17 protein-coding genes are annotated in these 18,277 nt (G+C 50.1%); 3 read left to right on the top strand and 14 right to left on the bottom strand.

Features of this window, described 5'->3' with window-relative positions:
• Positions 1 to 16: 16 nt before the first annotated feature.
• The 11 genes from IEX98_RS26725 to pdhA all read right to left on the bottom strand — a co-directional run bounded on the left by IEX98_RS26725 (position 17) and on the right by pdhA (position 12,728).
• Positions 17 to 2,344, bottom strand: a complete 2,328-nt coding sequence (locus IEX98_RS26725) for a type IA DNA topoisomerase (RefSeq protein WP_188892742.1) — start codon at positions 2,342 to 2,344, stop codon at positions 17 to 19.
• Positions 2,341 to 3,480: a glucosaminidase domain-containing protein gene (locus IEX98_RS26720; protein WP_188892741.1), complete on the bottom strand. Its 1,140-nt coding sequence runs from the start codon at positions 3,478 to 3,480 to the stop codon at positions 2,341 to 2,343. Before IEX98_RS26720 ends, IEX98_RS26725 begins: the two co-directional genes overlap by 4 nt.
• Before the next feature lie 50 nt (positions 3,481 to 3,530).
• Positions 3,531 to 3,854 (bottom strand): hypothetical protein, encoded by a 324-nt coding sequence (locus IEX98_RS26715; RefSeq protein ID WP_188892740.1) that lies wholly within the window; start codon positions 3,852 to 3,854, stop codon positions 3,531 to 3,533.
• A 96-nt stretch (positions 3,855 to 3,950) separates the two neighbouring features.
• Entirely contained in the window at positions 3,951 to 5,435 is a 1,485-nt protein-coding gene (locus tag IEX98_RS26710) for a glutamate synthase subunit beta (RefSeq protein WP_188892739.1), read from the bottom strand.
• 188 nt (positions 5,436 to 5,623) lie between these two features.
• On the bottom strand, positions 5,624 to 6,127 hold the full coding sequence (locus IEX98_RS26705) for a dihydrofolate reductase (protein ID WP_188892738.1): 504 nt from the start codon (positions 6,125 to 6,127) through the stop codon (positions 5,624 to 5,626).
• Positions 6,128 to 6,144: 17 nt separating this feature from the next.
• Entirely contained in the window at positions 6,145 to 7,113 is a 969-nt protein-coding gene (locus IEX98_RS26700; protein WP_188892737.1) for a thymidylate synthase, read from the bottom strand.
• Positions 7,114 to 7,179: 66 nt separating this feature from the next.
• Positions 7,180 to 7,668 carry an acyl-CoA thioesterase gene (locus IEX98_RS26695; RefSeq protein WP_042161823.1) on the bottom strand — a complete coding sequence of 163 codons (489 nt, stop codon included), beginning with the start codon at positions 7,666 to 7,668 and terminating at the stop codon, positions 7,180 to 7,182.
• Positions 7,669 to 7,785: 117 nt separating this feature from the next.
• Positions 7,786 to 9,201: a dihydrolipoyl dehydrogenase gene (lpdA, locus tag IEX98_RS26690; protein WP_188892736.1), complete on the bottom strand. Its 1,416-nt coding sequence runs from the start codon at positions 9,199 to 9,201 to the stop codon at positions 7,786 to 7,788.
• Positions 9,202 to 9,204: 3 nt separating this feature from the next.
• On the bottom strand, positions 9,205 to 10,536 hold the full coding sequence (locus tag IEX98_RS26685; RefSeq protein ID WP_188892735.1) for a dihydrolipoamide acetyltransferase family protein: 1,332 nt from the start codon (positions 10,534 to 10,536) through the stop codon (positions 9,205 to 9,207).
• Positions 10,537 to 10,626: 90 nt separating this feature from the next.
• Positions 10,627 to 11,604 (bottom strand): alpha-ketoacid dehydrogenase subunit beta, encoded by a 978-nt coding sequence (locus IEX98_RS26680; protein ID WP_188892734.1) that lies wholly within the window; start codon positions 11,602 to 11,604, stop codon positions 10,627 to 10,629.
• 56 nt (positions 11,605 to 11,660) lie between these two features.
• Complete coding sequence (gene pdhA, locus IEX98_RS26675) at positions 11,661 to 12,728, bottom strand: pyruvate dehydrogenase (acetyl-transferring) E1 component subunit alpha (protein WP_188892763.1); 1,068 nt, start codon at positions 12,726 to 12,728, stop codon at positions 11,661 to 11,663.
• Between the two features lie 292 nt (positions 12,729 to 13,020).
• Between pdhA and IEX98_RS26670 the strand changes: the two genes are divergently transcribed.
• Both IEX98_RS26670 and IEX98_RS26665 read left to right on the top strand, forming a co-directional pair.
• The gene (locus IEX98_RS26670) at positions 13,021 to 13,758 is read left to right on the top strand and encodes an alpha/beta hydrolase (protein WP_188892733.1); all 738 of its coding nucleotides are present in this window, start codon (positions 13,021 to 13,023) and stop codon (positions 13,756 to 13,758) included.
• Between the two features lie 1,172 nt (positions 13,759 to 14,930).
• Entirely contained in the window at positions 14,931 to 15,350 is a 420-nt protein-coding gene (locus IEX98_RS26665) for a cupredoxin domain-containing protein (RefSeq protein WP_188892732.1), read from the top strand.
• 64 nt (positions 15,351 to 15,414) lie between these two features.
• Here the strand turns inward: IEX98_RS26665 and IEX98_RS26660 are convergent, their stop codons facing one another.
• From IEX98_RS26660 to IEX98_RS26650, 3 genes are read right to left on the bottom strand one after another with little or no spacing between them, the layout of a single operon-like run.
• The gene (locus IEX98_RS26660) at positions 15,415 to 16,146 is read right to left on the bottom strand and encodes a class I SAM-dependent methyltransferase (RefSeq protein ID WP_188892731.1); all 732 of its coding nucleotides are present in this window, start codon (positions 16,144 to 16,146) and stop codon (positions 15,415 to 15,417) included.
• A gap of 30 nt (positions 16,147 to 16,176) precedes the next feature.
• Positions 16,177 to 16,686 (bottom strand): low molecular weight protein-tyrosine-phosphatase, encoded by a 510-nt coding sequence (locus IEX98_RS26655; RefSeq protein ID WP_188892730.1) that lies wholly within the window; start codon positions 16,684 to 16,686, stop codon positions 16,177 to 16,179.
• Positions 16,683 to 17,369 carry a trimeric intracellular cation channel family protein gene (locus IEX98_RS26650; RefSeq protein WP_042161838.1) on the bottom strand — a complete coding sequence of 229 codons (687 nt, stop codon included), beginning with the start codon at positions 17,367 to 17,369 and terminating at the stop codon, positions 16,683 to 16,685. The genes IEX98_RS26655 and IEX98_RS26650 overlap by 4 nt, the downstream gene beginning before the upstream one ends.
• A gap of 220 nt (positions 17,370 to 17,589) precedes the next feature.
• Between IEX98_RS26650 and IEX98_RS26645 the strand changes: the two genes are divergently transcribed.
• Positions 17,590 to 18,234: a thiamine diphosphokinase gene (locus IEX98_RS26645; RefSeq protein ID WP_188892729.1), complete on the top strand. Its 645-nt coding sequence runs from the start codon at positions 17,590 to 17,592 to the stop codon at positions 18,232 to 18,234.
• The last annotated feature ends 43 nt before the right edge of the window (positions 18,235 to 18,277 follow it).

Here is an 18,277-nt window from a genome sequence, read left to right as displayed (position 1 = left end):
ATCGGTTCTTTGTTTGTTATGCCTTCTTATCGGCCGCCTGCTGGACAACCGTTCCATGATTCCGGTCAGCTAGTACAAGTCTCCCCTTTATACTCTCACCATTTTCTTGCTTGAAAGCAAGTACGCTGGTCGAACCTTTCTCCAGTAATGATTTCACCATCGTCAGGGATACAGACTTGCCTTGCTGGTCCTTCCAAATGACAAATTTGCAGCCTTCGCGATAGGAGCTGCAGCCGTAGCCGCGATTGCCTTCGATAATCGTACCGCCGCAGCCTTCCCGCGGACATGCGCCAACTGCCGTTCGGCTGGCAGGCGCTGCAGCCGCCGTAGTCTTCTTAGCAGTTGGCGAAGAAACTGCGGACGCAGCTCGTGTTGTTCTGGAGCTGCCCTCACCCTTAGTCCCTCTCGAGCTCTGACTAGCCCTGCTGCCGCCACTGCGCTCCTTGGCACCTCGCTTGCCGCTGCCCGCCGATGCGCGCTCCTCGAACGTGCCTGGGGCTGCGGGACGCTGCTGGCGCACCTTATCCACGACCATCGTCGCAAACTGCTTAACCTTGGCAATAAACTGGTCATCGGAAGCTTCGCCTTTAGAAATTTGGTGAAGTCGCTGCTCCCATCTGCCTGTCATCTCCGGAGAAGCGAGCAGCTCGACACCGGCACCACGAATCAATTCGATCGCTGCGCAGCCTTTCGGCGTTATGTCCAGCCGTTTCCCTGCAAGATGGATGTAGCCGACATGCTTTAGTCGCTCGATTGTAGCTGCTCGTGTCGCCGGCGTCCCAAGTCCAGTGTCCTTCATCGCCTCACGCAGCTCATCATCCTCCATCGACTTGCCCGCACCTTCCATCGCTTTCAGCAGTGTACCTTCAGTGAAAGCCTTTGGCGGCTGTGTCGCTTTCTCCGTTGCTTCTGCCGTCACGCAATGAACAGGCTTCTCCGGCTTCAGTATGAAGGGCTGGTCAGTCTCCAGCTCCTCTTCATCGGCTCCGGATGAGTCGTCGTTTCCTTTGCGCTTGCTTTTCCGGTTCGATGAGGCGGCATCCTGCTGCTGCACGACTTTCCAGCCTGGCTCCAGCTGCTCCTTCGCCTTGGTGCGGAAAGTTTCCCCTTCCACCAAGGTCATAACCGTATGGTTCTTATATACCGCAGGCGGATAATAATGAGATAGAAACCGCCTAACGATCATATCGTAAATATTTTGCTCCTCTTGGCTAAGCCCGGAAGCTCGCTTGGGCGTTGGCATAATAGCATGGTGATCCTCAACCTTAGAAGGGTTGCACACTGCCTTATTGCCTTTATGCACCCGGCTCCGATCCGCTCCCCCTGCCAGCTCCTTATACGATTCCGTTCCTTGGAGCATGGAAAGAACCTTCTGCATGACCGGAAGATTCTCTTCTGTCACGTAGTTGGAATTTGTTCTCGGGTAAGAGATGACCTTATGTTTCTCATATAAAGCTTGTGCAATATCGAGCGTTTTCTTGGCAGAATAACCATGCTTGCCGTTCGCTTCCCGTTGAAGCAGCGTCAAATCATACAGCCGGTAAGGATATTCCTTCGACTCTGCCACTTGATAATCGGCAATAACACCGGGCTTGTCCTTTGTCTTCGCTGCCAATGCCTCGGCTTTTTCTTTATCCGTCAAGCGATCCCCTTGCCAGATACCAGAATAGACAAAGCCCTCTTGGTCGAACGAAGCCTTCACGACGAAATACGTATCCGACTGGAAAGCGGTAATTTCCTTATGACGATCATAGAGCAGCGCCAGTACAGGCGTCTGAACGCGGCCAACGGACAATAACGCCTTATGGCGAATCGTAAACGCTCTAGAGGCGTTCATCCCAATCAGCCAGTCTGCTTCGCTTCGCGCCCGCGCTGCTTTCGTCAGCGGCTCATAATCATAATCGCTGCGCAGCGAATCGAATCCTTTACGAATCGTTTCCGGCGTCAAATCCGAAATCCATAACCGGTCTGCCGGCTGCGACAGCTTTAAATATTGACGGATATAGTGGAAAATAAGCTGGCCTTCACGCCCCGCATCGCAGGCGTTAACCAGCTTGCCGCAACGCTTTGCCAGCTCGCCAATCTGCTTCAATTGATCCTTCGTGCGGGGATTAGGCCACAGCTTGAAGGACTGGGGAATGATCGGCAAGTCCTGATCATTCCATTTTTTATAACGGGCGTCATATTGATCAGGCTCGGCCAATGCAACCAAGTGACCGATCGCCCACGTAATGATATAGCGTTCGCCCTCCAGATACGTTCTTCGGTTGGCTGCCTTCGGTTCAATAACCGACGCAATCGTCCGGCCCATATCCGGTTTCTCTGCTATGATTAACGTTTTCAATCCATCGCCTCTTTACTTTGGCTTGGCGTCTCCAAGTGACGCTTCATCGTTCCAAAAATCGTTCGGACTCCTTTGGACCAACCCGGATCTTCCGCATATTTACGGTTAATCCATGTGAACGGGTCAACATCCTCCGGACGTCCTTTGCTTAAATTAAAGATCGTTCTAGCGGCAATCGTTGCCGAATCATCAATGGTTGTATTATACTCCTGCCAGCTATGAAACACATTAAAGGGATTATTGGCAATTTGTTTCGCTTGTTTTTTCGTTGTCGGAACGAACGCTTGCTCTTGTCCCGTTATAGCGAACAGAATCAGCGGATGAATATCGAATTGTTCAGCCGCCGCAATAATGGCCCCCAAATAAGGCTGTTCCGCCAGCACGGACGATTTCCCCGCTAAATACACCGCGAGCTTTTTCTCATCCACTTTGGTGTAACGAAGCTCAGCCGGCAAGCCGTCTATAGCTGGCTTGGCCAAAGGCGCTGCAGGCTCGCTGAGCTGCTCAGCAGCTTTGCCAGCCGATCTGCTAGATGCAGCCGACCACCCATAAGCCAAGGTAGCGCCAAAAAGCAGCAGGCACAGCAAGGCGTAAATAGCTGGCCGGATACGAGTGGCCGGTATCAGCTCTTTATTCGCCACAGGCAGATTAATAACTTCCGCCAAAGCACCGGATTGTGCAGGTAATGCCTCAGCATCACTTAATATCGACTTAAGGCGTTCCCAGGCAACTGGGCTTCGAAGCGCATGCAAAGGCTCCGGAGAGGTCAGCTCGTCCATTAGCGAGTCAAACCTTTCCGGGGACAGGCTTGCGCCCGCCTGCTGCTCAATCCATAGCCGCAGCGGCTCTCGTATGGAGGCCTCTTCCCGATTTAACGTTAAGCATGCTTCAAATATATCATCCGTGTGTACAGGCATTTGCCGTTCGACGACAATTTGACGTATCAAAGAAGCCGTCAGGCTCCGTTTCACATCATCATCGAATGCGGGCAGCTGTCTATGTATTGTGCGGTTAACGGCATCGGCGACAATCTCCGCTTTCTTCTCCTGCGTCATTGCAGCATATTTATGCTGTACGTAACGCCTGATGTTGCTCACATCCGAGGGCGACAGTACGTAGGCTTTCTCGGCAGTCATGACGAATCGCTCCTTCACGTCATCTCATACCGATTTTACCACAACTTTCCTTACATTGGGGAAGATAGATTTGCAATCTGCAGCTGGATTTCGGGGCTTTCGATAAAGGCTCGAATTTGTTCTTTCTCGAATGTCGTAAACTGATATTCGCAATCGGTATCCTCATCCTGCGGCACAATTTGTGCGATAGCTCCGCCCAGAGTCGTAATGACCAGCCCGCTGAAGTCAATCAAATCATCCGGTGCAGGCGTACCCTCGTCCAGCTCGAAACGAAGCATGATGTCAATCCACTGTCCGCCGTCCCTTTTCTCCATTGATACGTCATACGTGTTAAATTTCAACTCTGTTACACGGTCCAAACCATACTTGATCATGAATGAATAGCCTCCTGTTCGCTAACAGCAATAAAAAGCGCCCGAAGGCGCTTTTTATCATTTCATGCTATTAATTATACTAATGCAGGTTGGCCATTAAGGCAACTGAGTGGCGCCCATTAAATATTTATCGACCTCGCGAGCCGCTTCACGGCCCTCGTTGATCGCCCAGACAACCAAGCTTTGACCGCGGCGCATGTCGCCGGCAGCAAATACTTTGTCCACGTTCGTCGTGTATTTGCCATATGCGGCTTTCACATTCGAACGACGGTCTTGATCCAAGCCAAGCTGATTAATCAGCGTGTTCTCAGGGCCTTCGAAACCTACTGCGATAAATACGAGATCAGCAGGCCATACTTTTTCTGTGCCTGGAATCTCATTATATATTTTGCGGCCGGTTTCATCCACCGTACGCTCGATTTGAACCGTATGCAGCTCTTTCAAAACGCCATTCTCACCAACGAATTTCTTCGTCAGCACCGAGAACGCGCGCGGGTCTTCGCCGTACAGTGCTTTAGCTTCTTCTTGCGCGTAATCCAGTGTGTACACGTTCGGGAATTGCGGCCACGGATTGTTCACTCTGTCACGCTCAAGAGGAGCTTTAGCATGCGTACCGAATTGTGTAATCGATTTGCAGCCATGACGCAGAGCTGTAGCAACGCAGTCCGTACCGGTGTCGCCGCCGCCGATTACAATAACATGCTTGTCTTTCGCCGAAATATAGTTGCCGTCCTCCAGATTGGAGTCCAGGTAGCTTTTGATTGTACCGTTCAAATAATCCATTGCCAGGTGGACGCCCTGCAGGTCGCGGCCTTCGATCTCTACTTCGCGAGCTTTCGTTGCGCCGCCGCAGAGGACAACAGCATCAAACTGCTCTTTCAATTCTGTCGCCGTAATGTCTTTACCGATTTCGGTATTCGTTACGAAGTCGATGCCTTCTTCCGTCATCAGGTCTACACGGCGTTGAACGACTTTTTTGTCCAGCTTCATCGTTGGAATGCCGTAAGTGAGCAAGCCGCCGATGCGGTCTGCGCGCTCGTATACCGTTACAGAATGGCCTGCTTTGTTCAGTTGAGCCGCGCAAGCCATGCCTGCAGGACCGGAGCCAACGACGGCTACGCGTTTGCCTGTACGCATTTTTGGCGGTTGCGGAACGACCCAGCCCTCTTCGAAGCCGCGATCAATAATCGCTTGCTCGATCGTCTTAATGGTAACGGCATCGCCGATCAGACCAACCGTACATGAACCCTCGCATGGAGCCGGGCATACACGGCCAGTGAACTCTGGGAAGTTGTTCGTTTTGTGCAAACGGTCAAGCGCTTCACGCCATAAACCGCGGTAGATCAAATTATTCCATTCTGGAATAAGGTTATTGACTGGGCAACCGGAGGTGGAGCCGGCAAGCTCCATGCCTGTATGGCAGTATGGCGTTCCGCAATCCATGCAGCGCGCGCCTTGCGTCCGCAGCTGCTCATTCGACATATGCTTATGAAATTCATCCCAATCCTTGATCCGTTCCAGCGGATCGCGGTCAACCGGGAGCTCGCGCTTATATTCCATAAATCCTGTAGGTGTAGACATGCTCGCATTTCCTCCATCCGTTATTCCCTTAGCTTATGCGGTTTTTCTCTCTCAAACTATAAGGGGAATACGACTAATATTCAACAACATTTTGATTCCTAGTGTTTCTAAAAATCGTATCATTCCAGCTTGAAACCGCATATGGATTATCCGTACAATCATTTGCACTTTATGACATAACGTTCGTATTACAAGCCAGTCTGTCCCGAACGTGTAAAGGTTTGGAAAGTAAATGGGTAAGCATTGGCTTCATCACTTGCCACCGGCTCCTGATGAACAAGCGTCCACTCCTCCATAGAAAACACCGGAAAATAGGCATCCCCTTCTGGAACAGAGGTGTGAACTTCAGTCAGTAAAAGCTTGTCTGCAAAGGGTAAAAATTGCGCGTAAATTTCTTCCCCCCCGATAATCATCAAATCTTCGCCGCCAAACCGCTCAATCGCCTCTTGCACGGAGCCTACTGTCTCGCAGCCCTCGAAAGAAGCATTTTCCTGTCTCGTTAAGACGACGTTTCTGCGGTTAGGCAGCGGTTTGCTGCGAAATGATTCAAATGTTTTGCGACCCATAATGATCGTCTTGCCTATTGTATTTCTTTTGAAATAAGCCATTTCTGCCGGCAGCTTCCAAGGCAGCCGATTGCCGAACCCAATCGTACGATTGCGGTCCATCGCCGCGATCATCGTAATAGACATGTCGTTTCCCCTTCCCCTTAAACCGCAACTGGCGCTTTGATCGTCGGATGCGGCGTGTAATTTTCGATGGATAAATGCTCCACGCCAATGTCGAAAATCGACCCCGCAGACGGATCAATCTTTAATTGCGGCAGCTCACGAGGTTCCCGTTCCAGCTGCGTATTAATTTGCTCCAGATGATTCAAATAAATGTGAGCGTCACCCAGCGTGTGGATAAAATCGCCGACCTCCAGACCGCATTCATGCGCGACGAGATGCGTCAGCAGCGCATAGCTTGCGATATTGAACGGGATGCCGAGGAAAATGTCTCCGCTCCGCTGATAGAGCTGGCAAGAGAGCTTACCCTCCGATACGTAGAACTGAAACATCGTATGACAAGGCGGCAGCGCCATATTGGTCGGTACATCCTCTGGATTCCATGCAGAAACGATCAGTCTTCTGGAATCCGGGTTGCTTTTGATCGTGCGGATAACGTCCTTCAGCTGGTCGACGCTGTCTCCCCGTGTCGTCTGCCATTCACGCCATTGTTTGCCGTATACGTTGCCCAGCTCGCCGTATTTAGCGGCAAATGCATCATCCGTCAAGATCCGTGACTTGAACGCCGCCATTTGCTCTTCGTATAAAGTATTGAATGCTTCATCAGTTTGGGAGCGAAGACCGAAATCGGTCATATCAGGACCGCTGTAATCGGCGCTCTCCACCCACTTTTTGAACGCCCATTCATTCCATATGTTATTGTTGTGCTGCAATAAATATCGGATGTTCGTATCGCCTTTAATGAACCACAACAGCTCGCTGACGATAAGTTTGAAAGGTACGCGCTTCGTCGTTAGAAGCGGGAAGCCTTCTTGTAAGTTAAAGCGCATTTGATAGCCGAATACGGAGATCGTTCCGGTTCCTGTACGGTCTTCCTTCTTCGCTCCGTCCTTAAGCACATGGCGCAGCAACTGCAAATATTCGTTCTCGCTAGTCAATTGATTTCCCATCTCTTTATCCCCCTGCTAAGAAGCTTTCGTCTTTCTATTCTATCATGTCACGTCCAATTCGAGCCACTAGACGGTAAGATTTCGTTGTCTGATTCTTTTTTTTCGCAGCATATAACGCTCTGGAGCGCTCTCATAAAGGCTGCATTCTTCCTCCGTCTCCGGGATAATCGGCGCGACCTGGGCGGGCTTACCGTAATCATCCAGAGCTACAAACGTAAAGAAAGCAGTAACCGTCGTCGTCTTATGGCCGGAAAACAAATTTTCGGATTGCACGGATACGTACACTTCCATCGAGCTGTGATTTGTTCTTGTCACGTAAGCCTCGATTTCGATGACCTCGCCGACCTTGATGGGTGCCACGAAATCCAGGCTGTCTGTCGAAGCCGTTACGACCTGCATACGGGCATGGCGCATGGCAGAGATGGCTGCGACTTTATCCATATATTCCATCACTTTGCCGCCAAACATCGTATCATGGTGATTCGTATCCAGCGGAAAAATAATTTGCGTCATTACCGTTCTCGATTCCTTCGCTTTTTTCCCGGCCTTCTCCATTGGCTCCGCCCCTTTGGTTTCGCTTTCGTTAGTATATGCATATATGCAAAAGGAGGCTCGCGTGCTGAAACAGCCGCGAAGCCTCCCCATTGCGGCATAGCCGCAAGTAACTATTATTTATTTTACAACCGTGTGGATCGGGTGACCCAGCGCTACTTCAGCAGCGTCAAGCACGATTTCGCCAAGCGTTGGATGCGCGTGAATCGTCAGCGCGATATCTTCCAGCGTAGCGCCCATCTCGATTGCAAGACCCAGCTCAGCAATCATGTTGGAAGCTTCTGTACCGATAATTTGCGCGCCGAGCACGAGACCCGTGTTTTTGTCAGCAACGATTTTCACGAAGCCTTCGTTTGCATTAAGCGACATTGCACGGCCGTTGATTGCAAATGGGAATTTGCCGACTTGCGTCTCGTGGCCTTTTTCTTTCGCTTCCTTCTCGGAGTAGCCCACGCTTGCGCATTCCGGATCGGAGAAGCAAACTGCAGGTACGCATTTGTAGTCGATAACGCTAGGCAGTCCAGCAATTGCTTCAGCAGCAACGCGGCCTTCGTACATCGCTTTATGCGCAAGAGCAGGTCCTGCAATGATGTCGCCGATTGCGAAGATGTTAGGGTTGCTTGTACGGCATTGGCCGTCAACTTCAACCAGGCCGCGCTCGCTAACTTTAACGTTAGCAAGTTCCAGACCGAGGTCGCCATCGGTGTTTGGTCGGCGTCCAACGGTAACGAGCAGGTAATCAGCCGTTACTTTTTCTTCTTTGTCGCCAACTTTATAAGTCAACGTTACGTCGTTGTCGGTTTGCTCTGCGCCTTGCGCCATAGCGCCGGTAACGATGTCGACGTTAGTGCCTTTAAGCTTCTTCGCAACGATCGAGGACATATCTTTGTCGAAGCCAGGAAGAATCGTGTCTCCACCCTCGATAACGGTCACTTTCGTGCCGAATTTCGAGTACATTTGGCCAAGCTCGATACCGATATAGCCGCCGCCGATAACGATCAGGCTTTTCGGAATTTCAGGCAGCGACAACGCGCCTGTCGAGGATACGATTCGTTTGCTGAAAGGGAATGCTTTCAGTTCGATCGGACGGGAACCTGTTGCAATGATACAGTTTTTGAAACGGTAGCGCGGCGCTTCTTGATCGTTGAAGACGCGTGCTTCGTTTTCGTTGATGAACATCACTTCACCGTTGAAATATTGAACTTTGTTTGCTTTCAGCAAGGAAGCAACGCCGCCGGTCAATTTTTTAACGATGCCGTTTTTGAACTCTTGCACTTTGCTCCAGTCCACTTTAACGTCGCTAGCGGAAATACCGAAAGCGGACGCGTGGTTAACGGATTCGTATTGATGAGAAGCAGAGATCAAGGCTTTGGAAGGAATGCAGCCTACGTTCAAGCAAACGCCGCCGACGTATTCTTTGTCTACTACAAGAACGCTTTTGCCCAATTGAGCCGCGCGAATTGCAGCAACATAACCGCCAGGACCTGCACCGATGACTAGAGTATCAATATCTAATGAAGCATCTCCTACTACCATGTCTTACACCTCCATGATGAATAGCTCTGGCTGTGCCAGCAGCTGTTTAATGTAGTTCATAAAGTTTTGTGCCGTTGCGCCATCGATCAAACGGTGATCGAAGCTCAGGGACAATGCCATAACAGGAGCCGCTACGATTTCGCCATTGCGTACAACCGGTTTCTCCGAGATACGGCCTGTACCCAGAATCGCAACCTCAGGGAAGTTGATAACTGGTGTGAAGAACATGCCGCCAGCAGAGCCGATGTTGGAGATCGAAATAGTGCTGCCTCTCAGCTCGTTTGGTTTCAGTTTGCCGTCGCGGCCGCGAACAGCAAGATCGCGGATGGAGTCGGCAACCATCCAAATATTTTTACGGTCAGCATCCTCGATAACCGGAACGATAAGACCGTTGTCCGTATCTGTTGCAATACCGATATTGTAATATTGACGGTAGACGATTTCTTGATTTGCTTCGTCCAGCGTCGAGTTCATAATTGGGAATTGACGGCAAGCCGCAACCAGTGCTTTCACGATGAAAGGCAGGTAAGTCAGCTTAGCGCCTTTTTTCTCCGCATATGGTTTGTATTTCGCACGAAGTGCTACGAGCTCAGTTACGTCAACCTCATCCATAATGGTAACGTGTGGAGCCGTATACACCGATTTAACCATTGCATTGGCAATCGCTTTACGGATGCCTTTGAACGGTACGCGTTCTTCCGGACGGTAAGGAGTACCAGCTGCTGTTGGAGCCGCTGCTGCCTCTTTCGCCGCTGGAGCTGCCGCTTCTTGCGAAGCCGAAGCTGCCGGTGTGGAAGCTTCCACTGCCGCTGGAGCAGATGCTCCGCCGTTTGTTACATCTTCACGCGTGATACGGCCGTTTTTGCCCGTACCGCTAACAGCAGTAAGGTCCACGCCTTGCTCACGAGCAAATTTGCGAACGCTAGGCGTTGCAAGAACGATTCCTCCTGTTGCTTTTGGCGCTGCCGCAGCAGCTGTTGGAGCTTCAGGAGTCGGTGCCGGCGCTGCCGCTTCAACGGCAGGAGCTGGAGCCGCAGCTGGAGCAGATGCTTGTGGAGCTTCTTCTGCAGGAGCCGCTTGCTCAGGCAATTCGCCTTCCGCATCGATCAATGCGACGATTTCGCCGATATGGCACACTTGTCCATCTTTCACAAGCACCTCGAGAACCGTTCCGTTAACCGGACACGGTACTTCGACAATCGCCTTATCGTTTTGTACTTCCATAATAATGTCGTCATCCGTTACCTTATCGCCCGGCTTGATATGCACTTTAATAATCTCGCCTTCGTGCAAACCTTCGCCCAGTTCTGGAAACCGGTATTCAAATTTCGCCACGTTGAGTACCTCCTTTACGTATTTGCCCAATCATATCTGTTGAGTTGATATATAATTGCGCCTCCCCGGAGAGGAGGCCATTTATTTCAATTAGAACGTCATTACTTTGTTAACTGCCGCAACGATGCGGGCTGGTGTAGGAAGCCATGTATCTTCGATTTGCGCGAATGGATATACAGTATCCGGACCTGCAACGCGAAGCACTGGCGCTTCCAGGTGCAAAATCGCTTTTTCGTTGATTTGCGCAATTACTTCTGCTGCAATACCGGAAGTTTTTTGTGCTTCTTGTACAACGATAGCGCGGTTTGTTTTCTTAATGGAAGCTACGATTGTATCGATATCGAGCGGCACGAGCGAGCGAAGGTCGATAACTTCCGCCTTCACGCCTGTTTTCTCAAGTTCTTCTGCTGCTTTAACTGCAGTGTGAACCATCATGCCGTAAGCGATAATCGTTACGTCGCTGCCTTCACGGACAACGTTAGCTTTGCCGATTTCAATGGTGTACTCGCCTTCTGGCACATCTGCGCGGAATGCACGGTACAAGTTCAAATGCTCCATGAAAAAGACTGGATCATTATCACGAATAGCTGCGATCATAAGACCTTTAGCATCGTAAGGGTTCGAAGGAATTACAACCTTGATGCCCGGTGTTTGAACAGCCAAGCCTTCCAAGGAATCCGTGTGCAATTCAGCCGCTTTTACGCCGCCGCCAAATGGCGTACGGAATACGATTGGCGAATTGTAGCGGCCGCCCGAACGGTAACGCATACGTGCCGCTTGGATAAACATTTGGTCCATCGCTTCATAAATGAAGCCGACGAATTGAATTTCAGCAACTGGACGGAAGCCTTGAATACCCATGCCTACCGCCAAGCCGCCAATAGCGGATTCTGCAAGCGGCGTATCGAATACGCGCTCCTCGCCGAATTCTTCTTGCAAACCTTCTGTTACGCGGAATACCCCGCCGACTTTACCTACGTCCTCACCGAAGATAAGCACGTTCTCGTCACGTTTCAGCTCCACGCGCAATGCGTCGCGGATCGCTTCCAGCATATTCATTTGAGCCATTATCGTCAGATCCTCCCTCAATTTTGCTTTGTGCAAAATCCCATTTCAGCGTTTAATTATTGAAAGTCAGCCTTTTGCTCTTCCAGATGTTGAGGCGTCGATTCGAACATCGAGTCGATCAAGCCGGAAACCGTCATTTTCTCAGTCGCTTCCGCTTTCTTGATTTGCTCGTTAACGGTAGCTTTCGCTTCCTCTTTTACGCGGTTCGTATCTTCTTCCGTCCAAAGGCCTTTTTTCTCCAAAAATTTGCCGAAACGAATAAGCGGATCTTTCAGCGCCCATTCAGCTTCTTCATCTTTTGTCCGGTATTTCGTCGTATCATCGGACAGCGAGTGCGGACGGAAACGGTATGTCAGCAGTTCAAGCAGCGTAGCGCCTTCGCCATTGCGGCCGCGCTCAGCTGCTTCGGATACAGCTTTAATAACAGCAAGCACGTCCATGCCGTCTACTTGCACGCCTTTGATGCCTGCGGCTACCGATTTATGAGCAACGGACAGTGCAGCCGTTTGCTTCTCGTAAGGTGTCGTAATCGCAAAACGGTTGTTTTGAACGACATAAATGACTGGCAGCTTAAATGCGCCAGCAAAGTTCAAGCTCTCGTAGAAATCGCCTTCGGATGAACCGCCGTCACCTGTATAAGTGATAGCAACGCGTTTCTCACCACGTTTTTTGAATGCCATTGCAACGCCAGCTGCATGCAGCACTTGTGCGCCGATAATGATTTGCGGCATCAGAACGTGTACGTCCTCAGGAATTTGTCCGCCGTGCTGGTGGCCACGGGAGTACAGGAATGCTTGGTACATTGGCAATCCATGCCATACGAGCTGCGGAATATCACGGTAGCCCGGGCAGATAAAATCATCTTTATTAACGGCATATTCGCTGCCGATCATGGAAGCTTCTTGTCCGGATACCGGCGCGTAGAAACCAAGGCGTCCTTGACGACCCAAGTTTACAGCGCGCTCATCCCAAGTACGCGTAAATACCATGCGGTACATAATTTCTTTTAATTGCTCGTCAGAAAGCTCCGGCATCAGGTCCGGATTCACTACGTCACCGTCGAGCGACAACACGGACAGCGGTTTTACGGGCTCCGTTTGAACTTCATATGGCAGTTTGCTCAGCAGTTTGCTCATTTTGAACGCTCACCTCAGTCATTATTATTTGAATATTACAGTGCTCTGTTATAGAATTATTATAAACCTGTTTATCGAAAATGGTCAAAGCAAAAAACAAAAAAACCGCTGTTTTTTCGCTTTCTCAACAGATTATATTAAGAAATTGTATATGTAACAGAGTTGAATATTCGGTATAACAGCATAATACAATATAGCGCTATCATTTTTTTGGCGGGGTACCTTACTATTGTTTACCCACAAGCCGGCAATTCCATTCAATTTCATGGGGGATTCAGTGATGACAGATGAACGATATTTAAAACGCACCGTATTAAAAGAGACCGTGGCCAGCCGTTATTTGCCTGAAGGCGAGCGCAATTTGCGCGTATACCTCCCTCCTGGCTATAACGAATTGCTAAGCTATCCGGTCGTCTATTGCCAGGACGGCGAAGATTTTTTCAATTTCGGACGCATCGCGACGACTGCCAACCGGCTTATTCTTGATGAAGGCATTGAGCCTTTCATCATCGTTGGCGTCGATGTCGACAAAACGCACCGCACATCCGAGTATTCCCCGGACGGCGAACGGCATGCCGATTACGTACGATTTTTCGGTGAAGAAATGCTTCCATTTATTGAAGCCAAGTATCCGGTACGCCGCGATCCGGATCAGCGGGTACTGGCCGGTGACTCACTGGGAGGTACAGTTTCCTTCCACTTGGCGCTGACGTACCCTCATCTGTTTAAACGTATCATGTCGCTTTCAGGCGCTTACTACGACCGGTCTCGTGAAATTATGGAGAGTCAGACCGATCTTGGGCAGCTGGAGCTCTATATGATCGTTGGGCTGCAGGAAACCGCTTATGAAACAGACCACGGAACGATGAATTTCGTCGAGATTAACAGACATGCTCGGAAGCTGCTTACCGAGCGTGGTGCTAAGCTCTCTTATGCGGAAATGAACGGCATGCATCAATGGGGCTTCTGGCAGCAGGAGATTCCGGATGCTTTGATGTACTTTTTGGAGAAGGAGTAGTAGAGCGTTCTTAAGTGAAGGCTGTAAGCCAGTTTAGAGTGCCGCGGAAGTCTAATGACTTTTGCGGCGTTTTTGTGTGTATCGTTTACTGAGATTGCTTCTGCTTCAGTGCATAGGGTCGCCTGTGTTCCTCAATGCCTCAATGCCTCAATGCCTCAATGCCTCAATGCCTCAATGCCTCAATACCTCAATGCCTCAATACCTCAATGCATGAGGTCGCTGCGCGCTTCGGTTCATTCTGCCGTTCTTGATTCCATCTTTATTCGTCTTCGCGAACCGAATGGAGAGAACCTTCGAAAAGTCAGACTGAACTCGAATCACTCCGCTCACTCACTTTTAGCGCAAAAGAGTCACACGACCGCTGCACGTTTCGATTTATTCTGGCATCCATGATTGTCTCGCTCTGCTGCATGATAATAATGGATCGAATCAGCGAAATGTAAACCTGAACCCTAGACCAACTCTTCGCCCCATGCTACCGTTCCTTGATTCCATTTCTCTATCTGCTTCTAAGTCTGCAGCCCCCTCTTCTGCCTCTAAGATCGCACAACTACTACAAAAAACCGCTGGCACTGTAGCACAGCGAACCTGCTGCGCTATTTAGCGAAGCGGGGTTCGCAAATATTACTCAAAACTTGCAGACTTCGGCGACGCTCTCAGCATTTGCGAAGAGAATTTCGCTTTTGGAGAAGCTGCGTTCACGAATAGCGAAATTCTCTTCGCTGCAGCCTCAGCGGACACCCCTTGGCTCTCTTACAGCGAACTTTGATTCGCTCTTTTGCGAATCTGCTTCGCTAAACTCTAGAAATCAGGTTGCGGTGACTTGTTCGAACTTATTCGAACATATGACTTCTCTTCACTTTGGAATTCACTGCCTAAGCATATGGTTTGAGGTTGTCCGAGACGGTTGGCGAGACGGATTTACTTTGCAATGGACTGCACGAGTAACGGTATGCGGGTATCCGAAACGTTTGGCGAAGAGGAGTTAGACTTTGGGAATAGCAACAACTGTGCCTCCCTCATATCCACCCTGCTTTTTCACGCTTGTGCAAGACAACAGGGTTAAAACGGAAAGGATTAGGGAAATGTAATACTGACTAAGGAACTGCACGGATGCACAAGTGGCCGTTCGTACTTGCAGCCTTACATTACCTAACACAGGAGGAATCAAGATGAATAAGAAGTGGTATTCGGTTGCACTGATCGCCTTGATCGCGGTTATGCTCGTATTGGGCGGCTGCGGAAAAAGCAACAACAATAATCCGTCCAACAACGGTGGCGGAGCAGGCGGTAACGCAGGCGCAGGCAATGGCGGCGGTGCAGCAGGCGGTACGCAAAACATTACGGTCAATGCTGAGAACTGGAAGTTTGACCAGACTGATATCAAATTAAAAGTCGGCGACAACGTCAAGCTGACTCTTAAAAATAAAAGCGGCAACCACGGTCTCGAAATTCCCGACCTGAAGGTTAATATCAAGGACGGCGAAACCGCAAGCTTTACAGTGGATAAAGCCGGCACCTATGAATACAGATGCTCCATTCAATGCGGCTCTGGGCACGAGGAAATGAAAGGCAAAATTATCGTCTCCTAATCCGGTCTGCAAAATAAAAAGGAGGTCTCATGCGCAGATACAACAGCGCCGAGACCTCCTTTTATTATTTTTTACGGGCCGATATGAGAAGCATCATCGGACGTCTCTGCTCATCCAGCATACCAGGAACCGCTAGCAGCTCTTGCGGAGGCTCAGGCTCCACTAGTCCCGTAATTTCAAACCCTGTATGGATAAGAGCGTTGACATAGGACGTCAACGTTTTATGATATTTCAAGACATTCTCACCTAGAAACTCCGTTTCACGCAGCCCCTCGGCAAAATACCGGTCAATTGGCCAATGCTGCCGCTCTCCCTGCTCACCATAATGCCAATCCTGCTTCGCGTTTGCCGTAAAGGCTGGATGCTCCACCGAGAACACAAAGTCTCCTCCGGCAGACAAACAGTGATGAACACTGCGGCAAATTTCATCAAATGATTCTATGTAGTGAAAAGCAAGCGAGCTTATGACAGCATCAAACGATGACGCTGCAAAGTCGATATCTTCAATCGGGAGACACAGGTATTGCGCTTTGTCCGTTTCCGTCTTCGCCCGCGCTTCCTGCAGCATCTTCTCAGAAATATCAACGCCTACGACATACGATGCGCCTTGCTCAAGTGCGTACCGGCAATGCCAGCCATAGCCGCAGCCCAGGTCGAGTACACGTTTGCCTTCAAATTCCGGCAGCATTTTACGCAGCGCTTGCCATTCTCCTGCACCAGCAAGCCCTTTTTGAGATCTTTCCATCTGGGCGTACTTCTCGAAAAAAACGTCATCGTCGTATTTGTTTTGCTTCATGACGAGCTCGCCTCCATTTCAAAAAAACGGCTACACCGACAAGTCTGAACGCACTCGTTCTAGCAACTTAGCGCTGCCTTGCTCGACCAACTCGTACACCTCATCGAAATTGCCCGTATAGTATGGATCGGGAACATCTGCGATATTCGAATCCGGCAGCAAGCTCATGAACGTGAATATGCGTGCGCCGCTGTCACCAGAAGGCACTCCATTTACCGCAGCGCTTTGGCCTAGTAATTGAAGGACATCCTTCTCGTTTTTGGTATCCATGCACACGATATAGTCGAATTGCTCGCGATCGCTTTTCGTAAATTGCCGAGCCTTCATTCCACTGTAGGAAATGCCTTTGCTGTCCAGCAATTTACGCGTTCCTTCATGCGGCGGATGTCCAATATGCCAATCTCCCGTTCCCGCTGAATCGATCTCAATGACCTGCTCTAATCCCGCTTGTTGAACCATATTGCGAAATACCGCTTCCGCCATCGGCGACCGGCATATATTTCCGAGGCATACGAATAGTACGCGCGCCCGATCTGTCATGATGCGCTACCTTCTTTCTGAATGATTTTTTTCGTCAGCGACCTTCTCGGAAGCTTCCATTTGTAATGAACCGATAACATACGAAGGGTAATGATAATGACGAAAAGGAACAATAAATCCACTGTAGTGTGGAACCAGCCTTTTCCGATTGCCAGACCCGCCAGCATCGCCCAAACCGCATAAATCTCGTCTTTCAGCACGAGCGGCTTCCGTCCAGCCAGCACATCGCGGATAATGCCTCCCCCAATGCCTGTCAGCATGGCAGCTACGAGCACCGCGCTAATCGGATGCTGCATTTGCGTAGCGTAAAGCGCACCTTGAATCGCAAAAGCGGCAAGTCCAATCGCATCGAAAAAAGCCTCGCTTTTTCGCCAGGTTAAAATCCATCTTGCCGGAAGCAGAAAAGCGATCGTCATCGCAATAATTGCGATTTTGAACAAATGACCCTGGCTCCATAACATCGTTACGGGCATGCCGATCAGCAGATTCCGCACGACGCCTCCCCCAAATGCGGTAACGAGGCCTAGCACGAATACGCCCAAGATGTCGTATTCCTCCTCCATCGCGACAACGGCGCCGCTGACTGCAAAAGCTACCGTCCCGATGATGCTGAATACGCCAAAAATATCAACTTCCAACTGATACTCCTCCGCTTCCGTATCCCGATCGCCCGAGTGGCGCATCGGTTGTGTCATTCCCCATTTTAGCCGCGGTTATTCGGTTTCGCAATGACAAGTTTGACGCAAATCGACATTTTCCACCTTATTGGGGACAACCTTCCTTGCAGAAGCCGAACTTTGCGGCTATAAATAGCATTGTGCAGAAGCGGCAGTAGGCTTATACTGACAAAAGCAAAAGCAATAAATCGCTTAACCTTCGTTCAAACGAAAGGACGGTTTACCTATGAAACAACGTATATTGATTTTTACCGGAGGCCGATTAGGCGACTGGGCCACCAAGCTAGTCCAGCCGCAAGACTATTTGATCGGCGCGGACAGCGGTGCTCTATTCCTGGTCCGAAACGGGTTCACACCGGACATTGCCATCGGCGATTTTGATTCCGTTACTGAAGATGAATTGGCGGAAATTCGCATACATAGCAAAGAACTCATCGACTGCGATCCGATCGATAAAGATTTTACCGATACCGAAATGGCCTTCCGTCGAGCGTTGGAGCAGCAGCCAGCGGAAATTTCGCTAATTGGTGCTCTCGGCACGAGATTCGATCACTCGCTCGCCAACGTCCATCTTCTATCTCTGGCGCTGGAGCAAGGGATCTCTGCCACCATTATCGACGAGCATAACCAAATTCGATTGGCGCAGGGACCGCTGACACTCCCCTTGAACAAAGGCAATTATGCACATGTGTCGCTTCTCCCACTTAGCCAGCGGGTTACGGGCATCTACTTAACCGGTTTTCAATATCCGCTTTCCGACGCTACACTGCGAATCGGACAATCACTGGGCATCAGCAACGTCATTCTTGGCGACAACGGTACGATTCAATTTGCGGAAGGCGTATTGCTCGTCATACAAAGCAAGGACTAGGGAGCGGCTGCGCGACTCCCTAGTCCTTTTTACTTCACTGCTT

It is taken from the genome of Paenibacillus radicis (ex Gao et al. 2016) (assembly GCF_014641555.1).
GTDB classification, from domain to species: domain Bacteria; phylum Bacillota; class Bacilli; order Paenibacillales; family Paenibacillaceae; genus Pristimantibacillus; species Pristimantibacillus radicis.
Note: the sequence above shows the minus strand (reverse complement) of the source record. Positions and strands in the feature narration are given on the sequence as shown.

Bases quoted from the DNA above. Each gene is read 5' to 3' on its own strand.
- IEX98_RS26695 (WP_042161823.1), bottom strand. From the start codon at position 7,668: ATGGAGAAGGCCGGGAAAAAAGCGAAGGAATCGAGAACGGTAATGACG.
- lpdA (WP_188892736.1), bottom strand. From the start codon at position 9,201: ATGGTAGTAGGAGATGCTTCATTAGATATTGATACTCTAGTCATCGGT.
- IEX98_RS26705 (WP_188892738.1), bottom strand. From the start codon at position 6,127: ATGTCTATTACGATGATCGCGGCGATGGACCGCAATCGTACGATTGGG.
- IEX98_RS26710 (WP_188892739.1), bottom strand. From the start codon at position 5,435: ATGTCTACACCTACAGGATTTATGGAATATAAGCGCGAGCTCCCGGTT.
- IEX98_RS26655 (WP_188892730.1), bottom strand. From the start codon at position 16,686: ATGACAGATCGGGCGCGCGTACTATTCGTATGCCTCGGAAATATATGC.
- IEX98_RS26665 (WP_188892732.1), top strand. From the start codon at position 14,931: ATGAATAAGAAGTGGTATTCGGTTGCACTGATCGCCTTGATCGCGGTT.
- IEX98_RS26680 (WP_188892734.1), bottom strand. From the start codon at position 11,604: ATGGCTCAAATGAATATGCTGGAAGCGATCCGCGACGCATTGCGCGTG.
- IEX98_RS26660 (WP_188892731.1), bottom strand. From the start codon at position 16,146: ATGAAGCAAAACAAATACGACGATGACGTTTTTTTCGAGAAGTACGCC.
- IEX98_RS26650 (WP_042161838.1), bottom strand. From the start codon at position 17,369: ATGCGCCACTCGGGCGATCGGGATACGGAAGCGGAGGAGTATCAGTTG.
- IEX98_RS26670 (WP_188892733.1), top strand. From the start codon at position 13,021: ATGACAGATGAACGATATTTAAAACGCACCGTATTAAAAGAGACCGTG.
- IEX98_RS26645 (WP_188892729.1), top strand. From the start codon at position 17,590: ATGAAACAACGTATATTGATTTTTACCGGAGGCCGATTAGGCGACTGG.
- IEX98_RS26720 (WP_188892741.1), bottom strand. From the start codon at position 3,480: ATGACTGCCGAGAAAGCCTACGTACTGTCGCCCTCGGATGTGAGCAAC.
- IEX98_RS26715 (WP_188892740.1), bottom strand. From the start codon at position 3,854: ATGATCAAGTATGGTTTGGACCGTGTAACAGAGTTGAAATTTAACACG.
- IEX98_RS26700 (WP_188892737.1), bottom strand. From the start codon at position 7,113: ATGGGAAATCAATTGACTAGCGAGAACGAATATTTGCAGTTGCTGCGC.